At 46.2% G+C, this 19,785-nt stretch carries 18 protein-coding genes and 1 other annotated feature; of the genes, 16 read left to right on the top strand and 2 right to left on the bottom strand.

The features are described 5' to 3' along the window. Positions 1-97: 97 nt before the first annotated feature. The 3 genes from G4D54_11755 to G4D54_11745 all read left to right on the top strand — a co-directional run bounded on the left by G4D54_11755 (position 98) and on the right by G4D54_11745 (position 3,120). On the top strand, positions 98-325 hold the full coding sequence (locus G4D54_11755) for a ferrous iron transport protein A (protein QJA03074.1): 228 nt from the start codon (positions 98-100) through the stop codon (positions 323-325). After that, positions 322-2,433, top strand: a complete 2,112-nt coding sequence (feoB, locus tag G4D54_11750) for a ferrous iron transport protein B (GenBank protein ID QJA03073.1) — start codon at positions 322-324, stop codon at positions 2,431-2,433. Before G4D54_11755 ends, feoB begins: the two co-directional genes overlap by 4 nt. Before the next feature lie 213 nt (positions 2,434-2,646). Further along, positions 2,647-3,120 (top strand): hypothetical protein, encoded by a 474-nt coding sequence (locus G4D54_11745; protein ID QJA03072.1) that lies wholly within the window; start codon positions 2,647-2,649, stop codon positions 3,118-3,120. A gap of 163 nt (positions 3,121-3,283) precedes the next feature. On the opposite strand, the gene G4D54_11740 is transcribed toward G4D54_11745, so the two are convergent. After that, on the bottom strand, positions 3,284-4,546 hold the full coding sequence (locus G4D54_11740; protein ID QJA03071.1) for a hypothetical protein: 1,263 nt from the start codon (positions 4,544-4,546) through the stop codon (positions 3,284-3,286). 199 nt (positions 4,547-4,745) lie between these two features. On the opposite strand from G4D54_11740, the gene G4D54_11735 reads away from it, so the two are divergent. The 5 genes from G4D54_11735 (at position 4,746) to G4D54_11715 (ending at position 9,114) form a co-directional block, all read left to right on the top strand. Then, positions 4,746-5,372, top strand: a complete 627-nt coding sequence (locus tag G4D54_11735) for a cysteine hydrolase (GenBank protein ID QJA03070.1) — start codon at positions 4,746-4,748, stop codon at positions 5,370-5,372. A 2-nt stretch (positions 5,373-5,374) separates the two neighbouring features. Next, complete coding sequence (locus G4D54_11730) at positions 5,375-6,856, top strand: nicotinate phosphoribosyltransferase (protein QJA03069.1); 1,482 nt, start codon at positions 5,375-5,377, stop codon at positions 6,854-6,856. Then, positions 6,846-7,511: a hypothetical protein gene (locus tag G4D54_11725; GenBank protein ID QJA03068.1), complete on the top strand. Its 666-nt coding sequence runs from the start codon at positions 6,846-6,848 to the stop codon at positions 7,509-7,511. Before G4D54_11730 ends, G4D54_11725 begins: the two co-directional genes overlap by 11 nt. 187 nt (positions 7,512-7,698) lie before the next feature. After that, the gene (locus G4D54_11720; protein QJA03067.1) at positions 7,699-8,061 is read left to right on the top strand and encodes an NINE protein; all 363 of its coding nucleotides are present in this window, start codon (positions 7,699-7,701) and stop codon (positions 8,059-8,061) included. Between the two features lie 12 nt (positions 8,062-8,073). Beyond that, positions 8,074-9,114 (top strand): hypothetical protein, encoded by a 1,041-nt coding sequence (locus G4D54_11715; GenBank protein QJA03066.1) that lies wholly within the window; start codon positions 8,074-8,076, stop codon positions 9,112-9,114. A gap of 190 nt (positions 9,115-9,304) precedes the next feature. Here G4D54_11715 and G4D54_11710 read toward each other — a convergent pair whose 3' ends face one another. Next, the gene (locus G4D54_11710; GenBank protein ID QJA03065.1) at positions 9,305-10,192 is read right to left on the bottom strand and encodes a carboxylesterase; all 888 of its coding nucleotides are present in this window, start codon (positions 10,190-10,192) and stop codon (positions 9,305-9,307) included. Positions 10,193-10,286: 94 nt separating this feature from the next. Between G4D54_11710 and G4D54_11705 the strand changes: the two genes are divergently transcribed. The 8 genes from G4D54_11705 (at position 10,287) to G4D54_11670 (ending at position 19,784) form a co-directional block, all read left to right on the top strand. Continuing rightward, a complete protein-coding gene (locus G4D54_11705) occupies positions 10,287-11,027 on the top strand; it encodes an imidazolonepropionase (protein QJA03064.1) in 741 nt (246 codons plus the stop codon). A gap of 57 nt (positions 11,028-11,084) precedes the next feature. Continuing rightward, positions 11,085-11,549: a DUF4352 domain-containing protein gene (locus tag G4D54_11700; GenBank protein ID QJA03063.1), complete on the top strand. Its 465-nt coding sequence runs from the start codon at positions 11,085-11,087 to the stop codon at positions 11,547-11,549. Positions 11,550-11,635: 86 nt separating this feature from the next. Next, positions 11,636-11,885: a binding site (T-box leader), on the top strand. A 42-nt stretch (positions 11,886-11,927) separates the two neighbouring features. After that, a complete protein-coding gene (locus tag G4D54_11695) occupies positions 11,928-12,962 on the top strand; it encodes a methionine ABC transporter ATP-binding protein (protein ID QJA03062.1) in 1,035 nt (344 codons plus the stop codon). Next, the gene (locus G4D54_11690) at positions 12,956-13,636 is read left to right on the top strand and encodes an ABC transporter permease (GenBank protein ID QJA03061.1); all 681 of its coding nucleotides are present in this window, start codon (positions 12,956-12,958) and stop codon (positions 13,634-13,636) included. Before G4D54_11695 ends, G4D54_11690 begins: the two co-directional genes overlap by 7 nt. Positions 13,637-13,806: 170 nt before the next feature. Then, positions 13,807-14,643, top strand: a complete 837-nt coding sequence (locus G4D54_11685; GenBank protein ID QJA03060.1) for a MetQ/NlpA family ABC transporter substrate-binding protein — start codon at positions 13,807-13,809, stop codon at positions 14,641-14,643. 185 nt (positions 14,644-14,828) lie between these two features. Then, the gene (locus G4D54_11680; protein ID QJA03059.1) at positions 14,829-15,596 is read left to right on the top strand and encodes a hypothetical protein; all 768 of its coding nucleotides are present in this window, start codon (positions 14,829-14,831) and stop codon (positions 15,594-15,596) included. 41 nt (positions 15,597-15,637) lie between these two features. Continuing rightward, a complete protein-coding gene (locus G4D54_11675) occupies positions 15,638-16,768 on the top strand; it encodes an exonuclease SbcCD subunit D (GenBank protein ID QJA03058.1) in 1,131 nt (376 codons plus the stop codon). After that, positions 16,758-19,784, top strand: coding sequence for an SMC family ATPase (locus G4D54_11670; protein ID QJA03057.1), 3,027 nt, complete (start codon positions 16,758-16,760; stop codon positions 19,782-19,784). Before G4D54_11675 ends, G4D54_11670 begins: the two co-directional genes overlap by 11 nt. The last annotated feature ends 1 nt before the right edge of the window (position 19,785 follow it).

Below are 19,785 nucleotides of genomic sequence, written 5' to 3'. Positions count from 1 at the left end.
TATTCATAAGAGATGAAAAATAGAACCGCGTTTCATCGTCTTTTTATGACGGTGTTTTTTCAGTATGCATACTATACTGAGAAACAGGTGATGAACTATGAAGCTATGTGATGCAGCAGTGGGAAAAACCATGGTCGTTACGAACGTCCATATGTGTAAAAAAGAGAAGAACCGCCTGTTTTATCTTGGGATATATCCGGGTATGCAGATACGCAAGCTGCGCAGTGCGCCAATGCAGGATCCGTGTCTGTATTTTGCGGCAGGTAATCAGCTGATTCTGCGTAATAAGGATGCGGCTTGTATCGAAGGGGAGGTGCTGGAATGAACTATCATGTGGCCTTTGTCGGAAATCCGAACGTGGGAAAGAGTGCGTGGATCAATGCGCTCAGCAATGCGGATTTCAAGGTTGGAAACTGGCCGGGGGTTACCGTTGAAAAAAAAGAAGCCAATGTATGCTGGGGAGGAGACAGCTATCATATTATAGACCTTCCGGGTACCTATTCCTTGACGAATAATGGCAATGAGGAAAGCATAACGGCAGCATATCTTCAAAGTCAGCAGGTCGATTTGATCGTCAATGTGCTGGATGCGACCAATCTTCAGCGAAATCTCATGCTGACGCTGTTTCTGCGTGAGCTGCAGATTCCCATGCTGTTGATTTTCAATTTCATGGATGAGGTTAAAGACTATGGTATTCATATCGATACAGCAGCCCTTTCAAGGCGCCTTGGAATGGAGATACTGGCGTATTCCGCCTTTGACCGCAGACATTATCGTGAGGTGCGTCAGGCAATTCAAAGGCAGGTGGAACAAAGGACGGTGTTTTACCATCCGTTGCTGAATGAGGAAGAAGATGAAATCTATACATCGTTGTATACGTATATCGAGCAGCATGTACCATCGCATGCAGAGGCTGATGCACGCCTGCTGCATCATCTTGCCATGGGCTGTATGCGGGAGGACGTGCTTGTCATGAAGCAACTGGAGGCCTGGCATATGGATCCGGTAGTGCTGCAGAAGCTGTGTCGGGATATGAACGAAGAGAACGTGCGCGCAGGGTATTGCCGTGCTGTGGAATCCCTGATGCACAATGTGGTACAGGATCCGAAAAAGCGATATGCGAAAAGTGAACGTATCGATGCTTTCGTATTGCATAAATGGCTGGGGCTTCCGCTGTTTCTGGTGGTCTTTTCCTTCCTTCTGCTCTTTGTATTTCAGGCGTCTGCGCCGCTTAATGCCTATATCGACTATCTGCTGCAGGATGTACTGGCACGCTATGTTTCCTTTGCTCTGCAATGGGCGCCGAGCGTCGTGCGGCAGTTTCTGCTGCAGGGAATATTGGCAGGGGTCGGCGGTGTGCTTGTCTTTGTGCCGCTGATGGCGCTTCTGTATTTCGTTTTATCGCTATTGGAGGAAAGCGGCTATATGGCGCGAATTGCCTTTCTGCTGGATCGTCTGATGAATACCTTTCACCTCAGCGGAAAAAGCTTTGTCTCCCTCATGCTGGGGTTCGGCTGCAATGTCCCTGCCATTTATGCGACCCGGACACTCGATAATGAACAGCAGAAGCGGCTGACTGCCTTGCTTGTGCCGTTTATGTCCTGTGGTGCCAGGCTGCCGGTATATGTACTGTTTGCTTCCGCCTTTTTCCCTGATAAGGCGGCACTGATGATGCTGAGTATCTATGGAATCGGAATCCTGCTTGCCCTGGTTTTAGCGCTGCTTGCATCCCGCTTTCCGATTTTTCACGATGATGCGATGATGGTGCTGGAGCTGCCACCCTATCGGCTTCCTTCTCTGCGCGTCGTGCTTCACAAGGTGAAGGAGGAAGTAAAAAGCTATGTGCGAAAGGCATGCGGTATCGTTTTATGGGCGATGGTGATTTTGTGGGGGCTTACCTATTTTCCAAGCGGAAATGTAGAAACCAGCTATCTAGCGCAGGGCGCAAGGCTTGTGCAGCCGATATTTGCTCCGCTGGGATTTGGTGATCGCTGGGAGTGCGTGGCGGCACTGCCCGGGGGCATCATCGCCAAGGAAACGATTGTCGGCTTCTTTGATACGGTCCTGCAGACACCGCCGTCCAATGCTGGCGCGACAATCAATGCAGCAAAGGATATACGCGAAATCCTGCATCGAGGGGGAAGTGCCTTGAAGGAAAGTGCAACCTTTTTTCTGCATACCGATGTATCGGTAAAGCCGCAAAATGACGCACAGGTATCGCATATCCGCCGCTTGTGGACAACTCCTGATGCCGGTATCCGCGCGTTCAGTTTTATGGTGTATGTCCTGCTCAGCATTCCCTGTATCATGACGCTGCAGGCAGTATATCATGAATACGGGAAAAAACTGCTTCTGCTTTCTCTGGCCGTCATGCTGCTCGTGCCTTATCTTGCCTCTTTGTTTATCTTTCAGTTTTTTTCTCTGTTTCTATAGCAGCTGTATGGAAAACCTGTACTATGTGAATATGTAATGTTTCTTCGTGTGTAGGCAGCGAATGTAGGAGCTTTCAAACATGACTGCAAGATATCCTTCATTTTGAAAGCTCTTTATATATTCTTTGTAGGTGAGTAAGAACCTGATATGTGAGGATTTCCATTTTTCTTCGCTTCCTGTATAATAGAAACAAAAGGAAAGAGGTACTGGCCTATGAAACTATTGTTTAAACAGCGTATGTTTTCCTGGTTTGATAGCTATGATATATATGATGAAGCAGGAAACAGCGTATATACAGTGGAGGGGAAGATGTCCTGGGGACACAGACTTGTCATTTATAATGCGTATAAGGAGGAAATCGGCGAAATCAAGGAAGAGGTGTTTACCTTTCTGCCACGCTTTCGTATGTATATGAACGACGAATGCTTTGGCATGATTGAAAAGGAGCTTTCCTTTTTCAAACCGAAATCTCATCTCTCCTGCAATGACTGGGCAATCTATGGTGATTTAATGGAATGGGAATATGATGTTATCAGTGAACGTGAGGGTCTGATCATGCATGCCAGTAAGGAGCTCTTTCATTTTACGGATACCTACGTGCTGAATATTCAGCAGGAAGGTCATGCTCTGCTCGCTTTGATGATTGTCCTTGCCATTGATGCGGCTAAATACTCACATAATGGATGATGCTCTGCTTATGAAATGAACTTATGCATATACTGACGAAACCACGGCTGTAGGAAAGCCGCAGCGGATGGAAAGGGAAATATATTGAGGAAAAGATCAGTGAGCTTCCAGTAGTAAATGCAGCCAGATTATCTGAGATTCCTTTTATTTTTCTTATCCTTTTTCATACGATTGAAAACGCTTTCTTGCGTTTTCGTCGTGGTTTCTTCTCTACCCAGGTAACAATACCATCCTTCTGCAAATGATAATCGTATGGTTCATATGCACTCCTGTTATCCGCAATCTTTTTATCTCTGAGGGGGTCGTTGTTTTCGTTAAATGATTGTATTTGTGTATCGAGAAATTGTTTCTGGCTTTCAAATAAAAACGTAGGAAACATCGGTTCCGCCATTCTGGTAGTAAGCACCTTAAAGAATAACTTTGATGTTGATGAACTTTGCGATGAATGTACACATGTCCATGGATTAGCACCTTGAAGAAAGGCAGTCAAGGAACACATGGAATGCCTCCATCCGTCCAGAACCAAGGCATTTTTCAAAATCTCATTCGGATCAGTCAGGATAGAATATCCACATGAATCTGCTTTAGATAAAAACGGTTTGATATCTTTACTGGAGGTTATGATGATTGCGTGCTCCAGGCTGGGTCTTTGATGGCTTTCTATATAGGGAATGACAGAATAATAAAACATCGTCTTTTTAAAATTAATCTGACGCCTTAAATTTGTGTAGATCATATCAGCAGCCTCTTCACATTTCATAACTCCTGTTTGTTCTGTGACATAGGTGCTCACCATGGTATTTATATCCTCTTTATATGTTTCTTTATCCTGAGCATTTGCACTTTGGTATGGCTCCTTTGCGATGAGCTCCGTATAAAGCTGTAAAGCCCATTCTCTGCGGGCAGATCGCAGCTTTTCAAATGTTTTCTGATTTATTTTATATAAATCCACATCACAAACGACATTGGCTCGAGGGATTCCCTCTGTTTTGGTAATCGCCTGTTCTTCAGCCCCCTGAAATTGAATTACGTTTTGTGAAATCGCACGCAGGGTATTACCTTTCTTTTGTGGAAACGTTATTGTATTTGTAAGCAATCCTTCTGCATACATATCTGCCTCTTTTTCTAAAGCATGGTTCTGATTGACAGATTTTCCCAGCTGTCTTTGAGAAACGGGGATGGTGTTGTGGGAGCGCTGTATGATATGACCAAACTCATGAGCAAGTGTTGCCGGATTTTGATCTTTTATATAAATATGATGATTTTGTAGAAAGGCATTTGCATGCATTTTTTCTGGTTGTGGCGAATTATATGATATGGCAATACGGCTAAGATCAATTTGTGCCTGTTCTTCCGCATTGCTTCTTATTCTGTCCGCTACGGTCTGTGGTTTTGTTTTTGAACGCTTTGTTTTTATATGCTTCAATGTGCATCTCCCTTTCAAAGAATAGCTTCTGAAAAAACGATAACACTATTTTATAGGATTTACAAGATTATGGGATAAACGGTAAAAAATTGGGATAGATGGTTGAAAAGGAATGGAATTTATGCGCATTCTGTTTCAAAATGAAGAAAAAAAGACTATAATAAATATCGTATAGGTAAAATTTTAAAGGAGATTCCCCATGGCTAGAGTAAATGAACAGTTTTTAGAAGCATATGAACCTCTTTCAATGAAAGAGCTGAAGGATCCCATCATATTTGTTGTAGATATGATTGAGGGCTTTGTACATGAAGGAGCATTGCATGATGAAGCGATCAATGCAGTCACTGTGCATATAGAAGCACTGATCAAGGATGCACAGCAGCGGGTTATTTTTATTGCAGATTCCCATCCGCCAAAGACGCGTGAATTTAATTCCTATCCGACCCATTGTGTCATCGGAACTACGGAGAGCGAGGTCATTCAGGAATTGAAGCCGCATGTACAGGAGCTGATGCGCAAAAATTCCACGAATACCTTTACGTGTCCGGATTTTCAAAGCTTTTTAACGGAGCGTATGGACAGCTATCGTGATATCGTCATCACCGGCTGCTGTACCGATATCTGCATTCTGCAGTTTGCGTTATGTCTGAATGCATGGCTGAATGAGCATAATAAGACAGACCAGCGGATCATCATACCGCTGAGCTGTGTGGATACCTATCATATCGAGGGGATTCATGATGCTGTATCCTGCAATGAATTCAGTATCCGCAACATGGAGGCAAACGGTATCTGTATCGTTTCCTCACTGGAAAGAGAGGATTGATTATGAAAAGTCTGGATTATAAATTTGATTTTCGTGATGAGCGGAACCTTAGTCTGGTCATGGATTTTTATGAGCTGACTATGAGTCAGTGCTACTTCAATTCCGATCATAAGGATCGCATCGTTACCTTTGACCTGTTCTATCGCAGAAATCCGGACAGCGGCGGCTATGCGGTGTTTGCGGGGCTGGAGGAAATTATCGGATATATCCAGAATCTGCATTTTGAGGATAGTGATATTGCATACCTGCGTTCGCTGAACCGCTTTAATGATGAATTTCTGGAATATCTGCGGCATTTCATTTTTACCGGTGATATCTTTGCGGTGAAGGAAGGAACACCGGTGTTCCCGTATGAACCGCTGATTCGCGTAAAGGCGAAGATTATCGAAGCACAGCTGCTGGAAACGGCAATGCTGCTGTGTGTCAATCATCAGACCCTGATTGCAACAAAGGCAAAGCGTATCGTCAAAGCAGCGCAGGGCAGAGCCATTATGGAGTTTGGTGCCCGTCGCGCGCATAACTTTGATGCAGCGAATTATGGTGCCAGAGCTGCCTTTATCGGCGGTGTGGCAGGTACGGCAACCACCTATGCCGGACAAAAATTCGGTATGCCGGTTCTGGGAACCATGGCACATTCCTTTGTACAGTCCTTTGATTGTGAATATGATGCATTTCTGGCATATGCAAAAACGTATCCCGACAGCTGTACGGTGCTGCTGGATACCTATAATACCTTAAAAAGCGGTCTGGTGAATGCGATTCGTGTGGCGAAGGAATATCTGGAGCCAAACGGCTATCGTCTGCAGGGTGTGCGCATCGACAGCGGGGATATGGCGTATTTATCCAAGAAAATCCGCACGGCACTGGATGTGGCAGGAATGGAGGACTGTAATATCGTAATTTCGAACTCCCTGGATGAATATCTCATCCAGTCCCTGATATCACAGGGGGCGCAGATCAACAGCATGGGGGTTGGCGAAAATCTGGTTTGCAGTAAATCCGCGCCGGTATTCGGCGGTGTGTATAAAATGAGCTCTATTTTTGACGGGGATACCATGATACCGAAAATCAAGGTTAGTGAAAATGTTGAAAAGGTAACAAATCCCGGCTATAAGGACCTCTACCGTATTTATGATATGGAAAGCGGCAAGGCTGTTGGGGATCTTATGACCATACACAAAGAGAGCCTTGATCCGAATCGTGATCTGACCATCTATCACCAGATGAACAGCTGGAAAAACAAGACGATTCCAGGCGGCAGCTATGTTTTGCGTGATTTACTGGAGCCGATCTTTCTAAACGGGGAGCTGGTGTATGAGGTTCCGGATCTGCAGGAAATCCGTGCGTACAGTGAACAGGAATTTTCCTGTATGTGGGATGAGATTCTGCGCTTTGAATATCCGCAGACCTACTATGTCGATCTCAGCAAGCAGCTGCTGGATCTGAAGCTGAAGATGCTGGAGGATGTAAAGCATGCAGGATAAGCTGAAGCGCCGTGAGATTCTGCTGAAGAGAATTCTGTATATCTGTGCGGCTGTTTATATTGTTACACTGCTGTATGCGTTTTATCACAATTATACGGTCAGGGATATGAATGCACTCGGTATGACCTTCGTCGCTGTGCTGACGCCCCTGATTGTACCGGTTGCCTTCAAGCTGCTGCATTTCAAGCCGGTGTATGAAATCTACATCGTGTCTACGATTTTTACGTATTTTGCCTCCCTGATTGGAAGCAGCTATCACTGGTATTCCTACCTCGGCTTTGATAAGGTCCTGCATTTTTCCAGCGGCTGGTTCATCACAACGCTGGCGGTGATTCTGTATTTCTATCTGAAAAAGACGAATGAATTTCCGGATAAGAAGGATTATCATGTATTTCTCGTCTTTATCAATGCTGTGAATATCGCTGTCGGTGAAATCTGGGAATTCTATGAATATGCCATGCTGATTTTCTTCAACAATGACTGCATCAATCATTATTCACAGGGCGTGCATGATACGATTACCGATGTCCTGTGTGCCACGGTGGCAGGGATTCTGCTTACGCTGCTGATTATGCGCTATCACAAAACAGGAAAGGGAAATTTCTTCACCAATGTCTATGAGAAATTTTATGAGCGCAACATTGCGGGGAAATAGACAGGATCTGACAATATTCGGTTAACCGGGGTATAACATGGTGCTGCATCACAAATATGATGACAAAAAATGGAAGCGGATGAAGGCTTCTGTTTTTTTTAGCTGCCATATGGAAAATGCCTGATGAAAAGGAATTGCACAGCATACGAGTTCCCTGTATAATAGAATAAGGTAAGGAGAGATCGCTATGAAATGTAAGCAATGTGGTGCAGAAATTGAAAACAGCAGATGCTGTCCGTACTGCGGCAGTGAGAATGCGGATTATGATGCAGCAGTGGATGCAATACAGCAGGATGAAGCAAGACAGAATATACCCGGACAGGGGAGAGGACGCGAGGTTTATGACAGTGATAAGAGTAAAATGGTTACATTTTTGTTAGCCCTGTTCAGCGGTCCCCTGGGGCTTCATAATTTTTATACAGGAAGATGGGGACGTGCATTGTTCTACATGGTAACCATGGGATTTCTTATGTTTGGCTGGCTCTATGACCTGTTTATGATCGCAACCAATAAGTTTAAGGATGCAAACGGTGATTATATTGTACGATAGGAGGATGCGCTAATGGGATTCAGTGATCTTTTGATGGGGCAGTTTATCGATGTAATTGAAAATGATAAGGATATGAGTCACCTGATCGTTTTGAAATATCAGAGAAACGGCCGTGATAATGAAATCAAGCAGGGGGCAAGGCTGATTGTCAGAGAAAGTCAGGCTGCGGTGTTTATGAGCAAGGGAGAGCTGGCGGATGTGTTTTCCGCAGGCTCCTATACGCTGAATACGGAGAATATGCCGATTCTATCCACACTGCAAAGCTGGAAATACGGCTTTCGATCACCGATAATCAGTGATTTGTTTTTTGTCAGCTTAAAGGCACTGACAGATAATAAATGGGGAACGAGAAATCCGTTTATCATAGAGGATCCAACCTTCGGCGTGGTTCGGGTACGCGGCTTTGGAACATTCTCGCTGCGGGTCGTAGATGTTGAAAAATTCATGCAGGAGCTGGTCGGCGTTCAGATGATTTATCAGACAGATGATGTGATCGAGTTTGTTCGTTCGATCGTGATTGAAAGCCTGATTGATGTGATCGCCGAAGAAAAAATCCGTGTTGTTGAGCTGGCAAGCAAGCTGCGCGAGATATCCGAAGCTGCCAGAGACAGTGCGAACGAGAAAATGGAAACGATGGGAATCAGCCTGCTGATGATCAATATTGAAAATATCTCACTGCCTGAGGAGGTTGAGAAATTTATTGATGAGCAGTCCGGAATCAATCTTGTTAGCGGGAATATGCAGAATTTTCAGCAGTGGCAGCAGTCGCGTGCAATGCGGGATGCAGCGCAGCAAAGCCAGGGTATTGCGGGTATCGGTGCAGGCTTTGCCTTTGCCCAGCAGATGAATACCACGGCTGCACAGCCTCAGGAGCCGGTTGTTAAGGAAGTGATCCGTATCAAATGTCCCAACTGCGGAGAGCTGAACAAGGAGGATGCGAAATTCTGCTGTGAATGCGGAACGTCCCTCATCACGAAGAAATACTGCCCGCAGTGCGGCGGGGAAGTGGAGACCGACAGTAAGTTCTGCAGTACATGCGGACAGAAGCTGTAAACGAAGAAAGCGTTGACAGAAGTCTAGCGCAGAACCATAGAAGAAAAGGAGTGTTTTTCACGCTTGGCAGCGTAAGGGAAGCACTCCTTTTGTGTACAGGTAAAATCAGTAACTCTTTCTCAGTGGGAATCGCGGTATGGTAATAAAATGAATATCGTGGAGAGTTTGTTGATGAAAGCAATGAAGGAAGCTATATTTTCGCACCGGCATCTGCTTGACAGCTATCGGTATGCTGCGATTCATCAGTCTGCACGCGAAGCGGGTTCAACGCCGGCTCCTGTGATTGCTTTTCACGCTCTCTGCGCTTTTTCTCCTCCAGTAGGGCCCCCATGATATCCTCAGCCATCACCGGTTCGTTATCCGGCAGGAGTACGCCCTCGAAAAACAGCTTCATATTCTGATAGCATGTCCAGCTGACCTCCGGATCCATCAGCAGACGATGATGCCCGTCATGTAGAAGAATCAGCTTTTTGCGGCTGTGTGGAATTTTATTGTAGGCCCACAGGGAGCTTTTTACAGAAATGACCTCATCGGCATTCCCATGAATGATAAAGACCGGACACTCCACAAAGCCGATATATTTCTTCAGGTTTTTTACCAGCTCCGTAAAGGCGCCGTAAAAGGCACGCGGGAGCTGGATTTCCTCTTTCTTTTCATTTCCCATCAGTGAGGATGCGGATTTTGTAAGGACACCGGTGATTATATCAACATTCATATAGCTGAATGCGGGAGCCAGCAATAGAAGGCGCTTTACGGGGCATACAACAGCCAGGTAGGAAGCAATCACACCGCCCATCGAGAAGCCGGCAAGATAGATATCTCTACCGCTGTCTCTATAGGAATCTACGACCTCCTTCGCTCTGGAGACCCATTGCATCCAGTCATGATCCTGTTCATCAAACAGATCATACATGTCAAACTGTATGATATCAAAGCCGTCCTGTTTACCCCAGGCAGCGAAATTATCAAATTCATTTCTGCGTCTTCTGCCATAGCCGTGTATCGTGATGATCACAGGCTTTTGTACGGCAGGCGGCAGTTCTTCTTTCTTTAACAGATGTTTCAGCCAATCCAGCATATTTCTCACCCTTTCTGTTTCAATTATACCATAATTCTTTTCCCATTCGACGCTTTTTGACGTATAATAAAAGAAGTCAATGTGAGGGATGTCCGTGAAGAAACGAGCTACGCTGCTTATCATAAATCTGGAAAAGATCTACACGATGGATATGGTCAACAAGCATCCGCTTGTTTTTCAGCACGCCTTTATCGCCATCCACCATGAGCGGATTCTGGCGGTCGGCTGCGGCAGCTGGCGGGAATATGCGGATAAGGATACCCGGATTCTGGATGGCAGAGGTCATATTGCAGTACCTGGCTTTATAGAGGTAGAGGCGCAGCTGAGTACAGCCTCTATACGCGATGGTCTGCGCAGACAGCTGGAGGAGGGTATGGCGTATATGCGAAACGGGACGCTGACACTTGCCTGCAGGGGTGGCGGTGCAGCAGCCCTTCGTGAACAGCCCTGCTTTGAGATACTGGATGCAAACCCTGCGTGCATACCGGTTATGTATCCGTATGCAAGCCTGTTCCAAAAAAACAAGAAGCGCCTTTGCCGCTTTTGTATCAGCGCAGCCGGAAATTATGCGATTCAGGATCAGCTGTGTGCAGCACAGCTCATGGGGATGGCGGAGGTCTATGATGCATGGACATTGCTGCAGGCACTGACTGTATGGCCTGCAAGAGCACTGGATCGAGGCGAGCTTGGACATATCCAAAGAAATGCACAGGCGGATATCCTTTTGTTTGCTCACACGGATATCCATGCACTCTTTCATACGCTGGGCAACCGATACCTGGCACAGGTTATAAAAAAAGGTATTCGCGTCTTTCCGGATATTCTTATTTCATGAGGAAATTCGACAGTTTTCCTTACTCCTGTCATATAGTATGGTAGAGAGGTGAAAACTATGGAAATCATTCAACATGAACAACAGAAGCATAATATTCTTCTGACATCGGATTATTGTCCGAATCAGGCGATGATCAATGAATTTCAGACCATTTTTTTTACATGCAAGCTGCAGCGGATCGAGCTGTGTGAAAAGGAGCTGAAGGATTTTATCGTCGATGACGGTGCCAGATTTCTTATGCTGCATGTGACGATACGAAATATAACCAATGAGATCCTGACAATGTATAAGGATGACTTCATGATAACCTTTGATAATGAGGGGCCGTTTGAGGCTGAGGATAATTTCGGAATCCGCAATCAGCTGCCGGACGAATATGCCCTGAAGCCGCAGGAGGAAATCAGTGGCTGTCTGGTGTTTATCATCTCCTCCTCGGCGAAGAAAATCATGCTGAGCTATACGGAGTATTTTGATGATGAAAGTGAAGGCAAGACCTATAAGCTGAAATATAAAATCGGCTGATTTACAGGAAAAAGTTTCATAAAAAGAAAAAAAGAGAAAAAGACTTGACGATTTGATTAAAATAAAGTAACATAATGGGCAGATAAACAATGACGTAGAAAAGAAGAGTAGGCACGTAGGCTTTTAAAGAGAGTTTCCGTTTGGTGAGAGGAAATAAAGAGGAACTGCTGAAAATGGTCTTGGAGTCGCGCAGTCGAACAAGGTAGGCTGCGACGTGTTCGCCCGTTACAGCGATAGGGTATAACTTTCCTTCAGGAAAGCGTACTTGATGAGGTTTCCACTGTGAGGTGGGAATAAACTTAGGTGGTAACACGAAATTCAGCTTTCGTCCTATGGGATGAAGGCTTTTTTATATGTAGAATACAGGAGGAAGAGGACATGATCAGATTAGAGCATGTCAGTAAGACATTCGACAGCAGGGCGGGGAACGTGCATGCCGTGCAGGATGTTACACTGACGATACAGGATAAGGAAATCTATGGAATTATCGGCTTCAGCGGTGCCGGCAAATCAACACTGGTACGCTGTATCAATCTGCTGGAGCGTCCAAGCAGGGGAGCAGTCGTGATTGATGATCAGGATATCACAAAAATGAAGGATAAAGAATTAAGAGCGATGCGCAAGAAGATCGGTATGATTTTTCAGCATTTCAATCTGATGCGCAGCCGTACCGTCTATCAGAATATCGCATTTCCATTAAAGGGAAGCGGATTAAGCAAGGCGGAGATGGATCAGAAAATTCGCAGATTGCTGGAGCTGGTGGATCTCAGCGATAAGGTCGATGCTTACCCGTCGCAGCTCAGCGGCGGACAAAAGCAGCGCGTGGCGATTGCGCGGGCACTGGCGAATGATCCCAAGGTGCTGCTGTGTGATGAAGCAACAAGCGCACTGGATCCGCAGACGACCAAAAGCATTTTAAAGCTGTTGAAAAGGGTGAATGAGGAGCTGGGAATCACCATCGTATTGATTACGCATGAAATGGCCGTTATCAAGGAAATCTGTGACCGTGTGGCGGTTATGGAAAACGGATATGTTGTGGAGGAGGGAAGCATTATCGACATCTTCTCAAAGCCACAGGCAGAGGTAACGCGCAATTTCATCGCTTCAACCAGTAATGCCCATCGTGTGCAGGAAATGCTCGATGCCGGTGCCAGTGTGACGAGACTGGAAAAGGGACAGCGCTTGGTGAAGCTGAACTATGATTCCGTCAGCACAAGCAAGGCGCTGATTTCGGAAATATCCAGACAATTTCTGGTGGATACCAACATCATTTTCGGAAATGTGGAAATTATCAAAAATACACCGCTTGGTGATTTGATTGTTATCCTAAGCGGGGAGGAAGCACATATCGATCAGGCACTTGCCTATTTGAAGGCGCATGAAGTAGGCGTGGAGGTGATGAAATCATGCTAGAGCTTTTGAATCAATTCATACCGAATATCATGGATAAGCTGCCGGATTTCTGGACAGCAATTCTGGAAACCTTCATCATGCTGGGAATCGTCGGAGTGATTTCCTTGTTGATCGGCACCCTGTTCGGTGTCATTATGGTCGTAACCAAAAAGGAAGGTATCCTGGAGAATGCAATTCTTTATTTCCTGATTGGAAAGGTGATTGATTTCTTCCGGGCCATCCCCTTTATCGTACTGATTTTTCTGATAGCGCCAATGACCCGTGCCATTGTTGGAACGACCATCGGATTGCGGGGGGCCATGCTTCCACTGGCAGTCGGTGCCATCCCCTTTGTGGCCAGACAGATTGAAAGCGCGTTATCCGAAGTGGATAACGGACTGATCGAAGCGAGTCAGGCAATGGGCTGTTCTCCGCTGGAAATCATATTCCGCGTATATCTGAAGGAAAGTGTACCGGGCATTATCCGTGCAACAACGATCACGCTGATCACGCTGATTGGCTATATCGCCATGGTAGGAGTCGTTGGCGGCGGCGGACTTGGTGACTTCTGTATCCGTTATGGCTATAATTCCTTCCAGTTTGATGTGATTTATGTGTGTGTTGCAGTGCTGCTGCTGATCACTTCACTCATTCAGGGAATTGGAAATTTTGCGATTCGTAAAACCACGCATTGATGTGGTAAGGGAGGGACACTTGTGAAGCACATGCTGAAGCAGAATTGCCGGATCTGTCGAATGTGCGGCTCACAGATTCGACAGAAATAATCCGGAGCCAGATGTGTGTATGCAGATACACAGGCTCTAACGCATAAATTAAAACAATATAGAAAGATGAGGGAAAGAACATGAAATTAAAAACATTGGCAGTTGGATTATGTACGATTGCACTGCTGGCAGGCTGCGGTGCAAAGGGCGATGATGCCAAAAGTGAAAAAGAGGACAAGACGATTCGCATCGGTGCGAGTGTAACACCGCATGCGGAAATTCTGAAGCATGTGAAGCCGGCACTGGAAAAAAAGGGCTACAAGGTTGAAATCGAAGAATTCACAGATTATGTAAAACCGAATCAGGCACTGGTCGATGATGAGCTGGATGCGAATTTCTTCCAGCATAAGCCGTATTTGGTCGACTGGGCAAAAAAGGCTAATGTCTCAGACAAACTCACAAGCGTGTTTGCGGTACACTTTGAGCCGCTGGGTATCTATTCCAACAATCATACATCATTAAAGGAGGTTGCTGACGGACAGAAAATTTCCGTACCGAATGACCCTACCAATGGCGGACGTGCGTTGAAGCTGCTGGCAGATAACGGAATTATTACTCTGAAAGAGGGCAAGGGTGTCGATGCGACGAAGCAGGATATCGAAGCATATAATAAAAAGGTGGAAATTATTGAAATGCAGGCAGAAACCTGTGCGACAAGTCTTCCGGATGTTGATTTTGCAGTTGTTAACGGAAACAATGCCCTGAATGCAAAAATCAGTGACAAGGTGCTGGTGACGGAATCCAAGGATAGTGAGGCTGCGCAGACCTATGCCAATATCATTGCGGTACAGACAGCTCACAAGGATGATGAGAAAATCAAGGATTTGATTGCAGTGCTGAATACCGAAGATGTAAAGAAGTTTATCGAGGAGAAATATAACGGGATCGTTGTACCACTGGTACCGGTAAACGAATAAAAGAAGAGAGATATAGATGCTGGTTTTATCGGTATTCTATATCTTTTCTTTTCTCTGCCTGCTGATGAAATGAAATTGTAAGTGTTTTCTTTGTGTAAAATGATGTGATTTCCCATGAATATGACAAAAATCAGTGGCTTTCTACTATGGAAAACAGTATAATAGAGAGTACATAAGGAGGGCATATGAAAAACATTAAGACATATCTGAAAAAGAACGGCTTCTTTGTTTTCTTGCTGACTGTCATACTGTTGATTATCATTGCCTTATCCGTCTATATCTTTGTAAATACGCAAGCGCAGCAGGAACCGGTGAAGCCGGTGGTGACAACACCGGAGCCTGCACCTGCAAAGACAACAGCGGAAATCACGCAGTTTGAAGGAGAATATCGAAAGGATTTGCGATATATCGATGTCACCTGGAGCTATGAAAAGCATTCTTCCACAATCAACAGTGTAGAATTGTACATCAACAATACGTATGTTGACAATGTATCGGACTACAGCAGCTATCAGATTTCAAAGGATGCATACAATTACGCAACCGGAGAAAATGTGCTTCGCCTGATTCTGAATTTATCAAATGGAAAGACTGTGGAAAAAAAGACAAAGGTTTTTGTTAATTATGTAATCAGTATGGAGCAAAGCGTAAGGCAGGTTGGCAATGCCACGGAGGTAACCCTGAAATATCAGTATGATAAAGTGCATCCTGTCGATGTGCCGAGCATCTTTATAACCGATGCCAGTATCGTCAGCGGGGAAATTAAGTATATCGGCACACAAACCAAAACCAGAGATGGCAGCGTGTATGCGGAAACGACCTATCAGATCAACTGGCCGGAGGCAGTGGTCACCTATCAGCAGTTTGATGTCCGCTGGTCCTTTAAGGATATACAATACAGTAAGGATTTTCTGGCAGAAAAAGGAAAAGCAGTGGAACAGGCAACGGAGTAGGGCAGATAAATCTGCCCTGTTTTCAGGTAAGGAGGACAGGAATGAGAGTATTACATACGGCAGACTGGCATTTGGGAATGGATTTATATAAGGTGACGCTGATGGAGGATCAGCGCTGGTTTAAGCAGCAGCTGAAAGCGATTATCGAGGAAGAAAGCATCGATGCCGTGCTGGTGGCGGGAGATGTGTATGATACGATCCTGGCCAGTAAAGAGGCGATTGAATTATATGATGATATCATGTATATGCTGTGTATGGAGCTGAAAAAAAAGGTGATTGTAATTGCCGGCAATCATGATTCGGCAACCCGTCTGGCATCCCTGTCAAGGCTGCTGGAGGGGATGGGGCTGTATATCATCGGAAGTCTGAAGGAAAAGGTGAAGGGAATCCGGGTGGATGACTGTATGATATACCCGATTCCGTATTTCCATGTGGAGCAGGTAAGAAAGGTCTACCAAAAGGACGTGCATTCACAGGCGGAGGCTTTCAGCTGTATTTGTACGGATATTCTTTCTACGGCAGACCATGCATATCGGCCGATTGCCATGGCGCATGGCTTTCTGGCAAATGCCGAGGTATGCGAGAGTGACCGATTTGCGAATGTGGGTGGAGCGGAGCTGGTTCCCTCCGCTATATTTGACGGGTTTTCCTATGTGGCCATGGGACATCTGCACCGCCGTCAGCATGCCGGTGGGCGTGTTTGGTACAGTGGCTCACCGTTGCCGTATTCCTTTTCGGAGGCTGATCAGCCCAAGGGTGTGCTGATTTATGACAGTCAGACGGATACGGTAACAAAACGGGATATTCAGCCTCTGCATCCACTGCAGGTATGCAAGGGAAGCTATGCGGATTTAAAGGAGAGAATGCTGAAGCATACAGTGCCGGATCATGCCTATGTGAAAATTGAGGTCACGGATTTGCCGGTATCCTATGAAATGCTGGATTACTTTCGACAGGGCTATGAGAATCTTCTGCAGCTGAGTGGAAAAAGCATGGAGCAGGAACAGACGAATATCACGATACGATTACAGGATTTGGAGACGATATCCGATTTGGATATTGTACAGCAGTTCTTTCAGGATTATTATGGGGAAGAGCTGAGTGAAGCAGCGAGGCAGCTGTTTTTACAGGCACAGCAAAAGCTGGAGAAAGAGGAAATGTATGCGACCTGAAATATTGAAGCTGCAGGCCTTTGGTCCTTATGTAAAACAGCAGTGCATCAATTTTCATGTATTTGACGAACAGCATCTGTTTCTCATACAGGGGGAGACAGGAAGCGGAAAGACGATGCTGCTGGATGCGATGACCTATGCGCTGTATGGGAAAAGCAGCGGTTCTCAACGGGAGGATCTGTATAGTATGCGCTCCCGTTTTGCCGAGGTGCAGGATGCGACCGTCGTTGATTTTCAATTTCAGCTTCATCAGCGAACCTATCGGTTTGTGCGAACGATTACGATGCGTAAAAAACGCAATCAAGAGCTGACTCCTCAGATGCAGATTGATGCCGGAGAAATAGTCGATGGGGAATTTGTACCTTTCTTTGAAAATCCGAAACTGAAAAATGTTGAGGAAAAGGCGGTGGAGCTGCTGGGTTTGAGTTATGCGCAGTTTGTACAGGTTATGATCCTGCCGCAGGGGAAATTCGAGCAGCTCTTAACAAGCAAAAGTGAAGAAAAGCAGGAAATATTGAAAACACTGTTCCAGATGGAGCGCTGGACCGGAATCAATCAGGCTCTCAGCGATACCATGAAGCAGAAGCGGGAACAGCTGGATATGAAAAAGCAGCGCAGGGAGGCATTGCTGAGCGGAATAGAAATGCAGAGTCCTGAAGAAATCACAGTATGGCTGAAGCATGCCGGAAGCACGCGCAGAATACTGGAACAGGAGGTAAAGCAGAAGCAGGAGTTGCTGGAGCAAATCAAGCAGGAAGCAGCACAGCAACGACTGAGAAAAGAACAGCTGACACTTTTGCAGCAGGCAGAGCTGGACTGGGAGCGATTGCTGCAGCAGGAAGAAGACATGAAGCAGCTCTATGTTTATCTGGAAAGACAGAAGGAGCTGATAAAGGTGCTGCCGGAATGGAATACATTGCAGCAATGCCGCAATATATGGAAACAGCGCGTCGATAACCTGCATGCTGTGGCGAAGCAGCATGAGCTTCTAAACCAGCAGAAGCAGGCAGCCCCGCTATGGCAAACGCAGCTGCAGGAGTATAAGGGGCAGGAGCAGAATCTGCGTCAGAAGCTGCATGAAGCACAGGAGCTGCGCCCGCTGGTTCAACAGCTGCAGCAGCTGCTTGTTAAAGAGAATGCTCTGCGGGAATTGCAGGATAAACAGCAGCAGCTGGTGGAGCAGAAACAAAAGCATTGCAGCGAGCTGAACAGCAACAAGGAGCAGCTTCGACAGAAAATAGAGACAGCTCAGCTGACACTGGATGGACTAGAGCATGCTGCGCAGCACTTTGCGGTATGGAGGCAGGCAGATTACCATGAGCAGCAAAGAATCCAGCATTCCGGTAAGCTGAAGGCTGAGGAAGCCGAAGAAAAAGAGCTGATTCTGCAGATAAAGCTGCGGGAAGAGCAGCTGATACCGCTGCAGCAGGCCTATGATGAAGCAATGCGTACCTATCTGAACAACAGTGCGGTACAGCTTGCGGCTTTATTAAAGGAGCATGAGCCCTGTCCTGTATGTGGAAGTACGACGCATCCCGCACTCGCTGAAACGAAGGCGGCGTATCAGGATGTTGTGCAGCTAAAGCAGCTGCAGGAACGTTTGGATCAGGAAAAGGAAGCAGTGCAGGGAATACAGCAGCAGCTGGAGCATGTGCGATTATCCATACAAATGAGACTTACTGCTATGCAGGAGCATGAGAAAGCCATACAGACACTTTTGCAGCAGCCGTTTTCCCAGACGGAATTTACCAGACTGCAGCAGAAACAGCAGCAGGCTGAACAGCTGAACCTGTTTCTTCATGAGCTTCTGCAGCAGCAGGAGCGATTACAGCAGAAGCAGCAGGAGGAGGATGCCGCATTGCAGCAGCTGCAGCAAAAACTGCAGGAGCTGCATACGGAGGCTTTGTTGAACGATCAGCAGAGAACAGTACTGCAGGACAGTATTCCCTGTGAGCTGCGCAGTCCGCAGACGCTCAGTGACTGTTTGCAACAGCTGCAGCAGGAGCTCGACCTCACAGTCGCACTGGTGGTAAAGCAGGAAACAAGGCTTCGACAGCTGGAAATCAACCTGGCACAGCAGCAGCGGGATCATGAGCATGCACAAAAGGAAGAGCAGCAGGCAAAGCAGGCACTGCAGGCTGCAGAAATATCTTGGCAGGCGGTGGCACAGAACAGGATTCAGGAGGAGGAAATGCAGGGGCTAAAGCAAGAGGATCTGCAAAAGCGGGAACAGCAGATGCAGGAATATGCGCTGAAAAAGGAACAGCTGAAAACAAGGATACAGGATCTTCAACAGCGCTGTGCTGCGATTGCAGAACAGAATCTGGAGGCATTGCTGGCACAGCAGGAGCAGCTGATGCAGGAGGTGGAGCAGCTGCAACTAAAGCTTGCGGATATTACGACACATGAAACGATGTATTTACAGGTGCAGGCCTCCATCACGCAAATTCAGAAGGAGCTGGATGTTGAAGAGCCTGCATTTGTAGAGCTGGCTCATTTCGTCAGAGCCATGCGTGGTGATAACGGTATGGGGATTGAACGATATGTACTGGGAATCATGCTCGGCAGTATTACGCAGCAGGCAAATCAGCTGCTAAAGCTTGTTCATAATGGACGCTATCAGATTTTCCGCAGTGATGAGGCGAGTGGCAGAACACGAAAATATGGTCTTGAACTATCCATATATGACAGCTTTACCTGCAATACCCGCAGTGTCGTTTCCCTGAGCGGCGGTGAGAAATTCCTGGTTTCGCTTGCGCTGTCACTGGCATTATCCGCCGTTGTACAGGCAAGAAACGGCGGTATTCAGCTGGACACCATGTTTATCGATGAGGGCTTTGGAACGCTGGATGAGCACAGCATAGCAGATGCACTGGCTGTATTGCAGATCATGAGCAGCAGTCGCGGCTATGTCGGCATTATTTCCCATGTGGAATTGCTGAAGGAAAATATACCGGCCGGTATTCTGGTGGAGAAGAGCAGAGAAGGCAGTCATGTACAGATCAGAAAGGTGTGAA

This window comes from [Clostridium] innocuum (genome assembly GCA_012317185.1).
GTDB lineage: Bacteria > Bacillota_I > Bacilli_A > Erysipelotrichales > Erysipelotrichaceae > Clostridium_AQ > Clostridium_AQ innocuum.
This window is presented reverse-complemented; position numbering and strand designations above follow the sequence as displayed.

Excerpts from the sequence above, each read along its gene's own strand:
- G4D54_11755 (QJA03074.1), top strand. The coding sequence starts at position 98 with ATGAAGCTATGTGATGCAGCAGTGGGAAAAACCATGGTCGTTACGAAC.
- feoB (QJA03073.1), top strand. The coding sequence starts at position 322 with ATGAACTATCATGTGGCCTTTGTCGGAAATCCGAACGTGGGAAAGAGT.
- G4D54_11745 (QJA03072.1), top strand. The coding sequence starts at position 2,647 with ATGAAACTATTGTTTAAACAGCGTATGTTTTCCTGGTTTGATAGCTAT.
- G4D54_11735 (QJA03070.1), top strand. The coding sequence starts at position 4,746 with ATGGCTAGAGTAAATGAACAGTTTTTAGAAGCATATGAACCTCTTTCA.
- G4D54_11730 (QJA03069.1), top strand. The coding sequence starts at position 5,375 with ATGAAAAGTCTGGATTATAAATTTGATTTTCGTGATGAGCGGAACCTT.
- G4D54_11725 (QJA03068.1), top strand. The coding sequence starts at position 6,846 with ATGCAGGATAAGCTGAAGCGCCGTGAGATTCTGCTGAAGAGAATTCTG.
- G4D54_11720 (QJA03067.1), top strand. The coding sequence starts at position 7,699 with ATGAAATGTAAGCAATGTGGTGCAGAAATTGAAAACAGCAGATGCTGT.
- G4D54_11715 (QJA03066.1), top strand. The coding sequence starts at position 8,074 with ATGGGATTCAGTGATCTTTTGATGGGGCAGTTTATCGATGTAATTGAA.
- G4D54_11710 (QJA03065.1), bottom strand. The coding sequence starts at position 10,192 with ATGCTGGATTGGCTGAAACATCTGTTAAAGAAAGAAGAACTGCCGCCT.
- G4D54_11700 (QJA03063.1), top strand. The coding sequence starts at position 11,085 with ATGGAAATCATTCAACATGAACAACAGAAGCATAATATTCTTCTGACA.
- G4D54_11695 (QJA03062.1), top strand. The coding sequence starts at position 11,928 with ATGATCAGATTAGAGCATGTCAGTAAGACATTCGACAGCAGGGCGGGG.
- G4D54_11690 (QJA03061.1), top strand. The coding sequence starts at position 12,956 with ATGCTAGAGCTTTTGAATCAATTCATACCGAATATCATGGATAAGCTG.
- G4D54_11685 (QJA03060.1), top strand. The coding sequence starts at position 13,807 with ATGAAATTAAAAACATTGGCAGTTGGATTATGTACGATTGCACTGCTG.
- G4D54_11680 (QJA03059.1), top strand. The coding sequence starts at position 14,829 with ATGAAAAACATTAAGACATATCTGAAAAAGAACGGCTTCTTTGTTTTC.
- G4D54_11675 (QJA03058.1), top strand. The coding sequence starts at position 15,638 with ATGAGAGTATTACATACGGCAGACTGGCATTTGGGAATGGATTTATAT.
- G4D54_11670 (QJA03057.1), top strand. The coding sequence starts at position 16,758 with ATGCGACCTGAAATATTGAAGCTGCAGGCCTTTGGTCCTTATGTAAAA.